Annotated in this window: 5 protein-coding genes and 1 pseudogene; all 6 read right to left on the bottom strand. The window is 42.0% G+C overall.

Translation table 11 applies throughout. The features are described from left to right. Window positions 1–357, bottom strand: a 357-nt coding sequence (locus D5R40_RS38520) for a transglycosylase SLT domain-containing protein (protein ID WP_205127799.1), incomplete at its 3' end; no start/stop codon positions are given. A 38-nt stretch (window positions 358–395) separates the two neighbouring features. Further along, window positions 396–629: a hypothetical protein gene (locus D5R40_RS38515; protein ID WP_205127798.1), complete on the bottom strand. Its 234-nt coding sequence runs from the start codon at window positions 627–629 to the stop codon at window positions 396–398. Window positions 630–1,207: 578 nt separating this feature from the next. Then, the gene (locus D5R40_RS43615; RefSeq protein ID WP_445974461.1) at window positions 1,208–1,375 is read right to left on the bottom strand and encodes an NAD-dependent epimerase/dehydratase family protein; all 168 of its coding nucleotides are present in this window, start codon (window positions 1,373–1,375) and stop codon (window positions 1,208–1,210) included. Further along, window positions 1,357–1,816, bottom strand: a pseudogene (locus D5R40_RS43215) (NAD-dependent epimerase/dehydratase family protein); the annotation flags it as partial. The gene D5R40_RS43615 and the pseudogene D5R40_RS43215, both read right to left, overlap by 19 nt. Before the next feature lie 61 nt (window positions 1,817–1,877). Then, entirely contained in the window at window positions 1,878–1,997 is a 120-nt protein-coding gene (locus tag D5R40_RS42270; protein ID WP_205127796.1) for an NAD-dependent epimerase/dehydratase family protein, read from the bottom strand. Between the two features lie 396 nt (window positions 1,998–2,393). Continuing rightward, entirely contained in the window at window positions 2,394–2,828 is a 435-nt protein-coding gene (locus tag D5R40_RS31680; protein ID WP_124155791.1) for a glycosyltransferase, read from the bottom strand. Between the last annotated feature and the right edge of the window lie 50 nt (window positions 2,829–2,878).

Genomic DNA, 2,878 nt, shown 5'->3' with positions numbered 1-2,878 from the left:
GAATCTTTGAAGCTTCTTTTTAAGGGATCTTCCAGGGTGTCGTAGTAGGCGGTTTGGAAGGTATTGAGGACGTTGCGGGTTTCGGAAAATGTCCCGGGTTTCAGGTATGCATACATTCTTTATGAACCTTGCAGCAGCACGAGCCGATTTTTCAAAATCTTCTCGTTCGTCCACCTCGCGATTTACTTTCAATCCCATTTGACGGCCCACTCCAGGCATCAATTGAAAGTGGCCTACCGCACCTGTAGGAGATTTCCTGAGCTGGCCCGGACTCTCTATCAACAAAATGCTTTGTGCAAACCAGGGATCGGTATCCTCGGCCTGGAAATGCCGAATACCGGCATCTATGCTGGGCAATACTTCCCGCAATTGGTAGAAATCGCTTTTGCCGTAGGTTACATACAGTCGCGTATTGGAGGGCAGCTCACATATTTGAAGAATGGAATCTTTGAAGCTTTTTTTAAGGGATCTTCCAGGGTGTCGTAGTAGGCGGTTTGGAAGGTATTGAGGACGTTGCGGGTTTCGGCAATATTGAGAACGCTGTATTCGGGGGGCAGATTCATGACCTTGCGCCAGAAGCGTACTTGTGCAAGTGTGTCCCACCTTTCACGATGCAAATCTTTATCCATTATTACATGTTGCACACTGCTATCATGATTCTAACAATTTCAATGATTTCTTCAGAAACGCTATCCTGAGAGAATCCGGCAGAACATAATACGAAAAGAAGAAGGAGTGATCCAAAAGGTAACGCAACATCAATCTTTAGAGCTTTAGGTTTGTATCCGTAATTTACAATAAATTATTATTACGATACATAAAAAATTTACATTTGGAATACCCGAAGGCTTGTACTTTAAATTAGCGAATAAAAAACAAATCCGATGAAGGTATGTAAGTTCCTTCATCGGATTGAATAATATATGATCGAGTAATTTTCCTTTCTGGCTTAGGAAATCAGGATTTTGATGCCAGTCTTGATTCATTGAGGTGGGTTTGCCATTTCCAGGCCGTTGCCATCATCATTTCATCAATTCCGTATTTGGGAACCCATCCCAGTCGCTCTTTGGCAAGGCTGCTGTCCGAGTAGATTTTCTCAACATCCCCGGACGGCGAGGGCCTACTTCAAAATTAACTTTTACACCGGTTACGTTCTGAAAAGCATGGATGGCCTCAAGGACGGAAACCCCTTCTCCAGATCCCAGGTTTAACGCTCATACGACTCTTGATTTTTCCCTTCCAGCAGGTAGGCCATGGCTTGTAAATGTGCCTGGGCAATATCTACGACATGTATGTAATCCCTGATGCATGAGCCATCTCGTGTATTATAATCACCCCAAAAACCGTAATCTTCGGAATAATTCCTGAAGCGGATTGTGTAATCACAGGCACCAAATTGCTGGGACGATTGATAGGATCTTCTCCTATTAAACCCGATTCATGTGCACCAACGGGATTGAAATACCTCAAGGCTATTCCTTTCACAGAAGTGGAGGCTTTTATAAAGTCCTGAATAATCCGTTCTCCAAAAAGTTTGGTACATCCGTAGGGGAAGGAGCCTCAGTGGTAGGAGTTTTTCAGTTACCGGGATGTCAGAAATATCTCCATAAACTGTGCAAGAGGAGGAAAAGATAAAATTAGAAACCTCATACTTTTCGCAACAATGAAGCATATTGAGAAGCGAGTCAAAGTTGTTGCGGTAATAGAGTAGGGGTTTCTCCACAGATTCTCCTACAGCTTTTAGTGCTGCAAAATGTATCACCCCAACGATATCTGTATGTTGTTCAAATATTTTTCGACTTCCTGGAGGTTGCAAAGATCAACCGAATAGTTCAGCATTCTTTTGCCCGTAATTTCTTCGATTCTATCCAAGGTAGTTAAAGAGAATTGATCTGGTTGTCAATCGAAATTACTTCGTATTTACCCTGATTGATGATTTCGATTGCAGTGTGAGAGCCTATGTAACCGGTTCCCCCGGTGATGAGAATAGCTGGCATAGATAATTGTTGAAATATTTTTTATTTATGATAAAATTAAAGCAATAATCTATTTTTATTAGCTGAAATAATGCCAATTATAACGGCTTCCGCAGCAATTGAAACACTTTAGTAAAATACTTGCTATAAATCCTTCCGTAATGGGTATTAATTCCATGCATTTTGCAAGAACGTAAAATTTCTTTATTGATCGTCAGAGTACTTTTTATGCCCTGGGTACTGCTACCGCCAGTTCTCATTTTGACCAGGGTTTCGGGAATGTAGGTATAGGGGAGTTTTTCTTTGTGAAACAAACGTACCATAAGGTCAAAATCTGCGCATATCTCAAAGCTGGTATCAAAGTCCCGTATTTCTCGTAGATCTCTTTCCGCAAAAAGAAGGTCGGGTGGGGAGGCATCATCCCTCTAGCCCACCAATTGTCTTTGTAATTATTGGCCTGGTAATACCTGACCACTTTATCAGGTCATCATCATTTACATAGACCAGGTCTCCAAAACTCATTTTGATTGATGGATCCAAAAAAGCTTTGGCAACCCTGCTCAGTATGTTGGTGCGTGGATACAGGTCATCTGCATTCAATATTCCTACAACTTCTCCGGAAGCCAGGGCTATTCCTTTGTTCATCGCATGGTAAAGCCCCTCATCTTTCTCTGATACGACATACGCAAGCCTTGATTGGTATGCTTCCAGAATCGAGAGGGTGCCGTCGGTGGAAGCACCATCAATTACGATATGTTCTATATCCGGATGGTCTTGCCGTGCTACGGAATCCAGGCAATCTCTGAGGTAATCCTGAGCATTATAGCATACAGTAATGATGCTGATTTTCATAGGCTAATTTCTTTCCAAAATAAATTTATCAATCTCTACATTTGGATCAG

This window comes from Okeania hirsuta (assembly GCF_003838195.1).
Taxonomy (GTDB): domain Bacteria; phylum Cyanobacteriota; class Cyanobacteriia; order Cyanobacteriales; family Microcoleaceae; genus Okeania; species Okeania hirsuta.
Note: the sequence above shows the minus strand (reverse complement) of the source record. Positions and strands in the feature narration are given on the sequence as shown.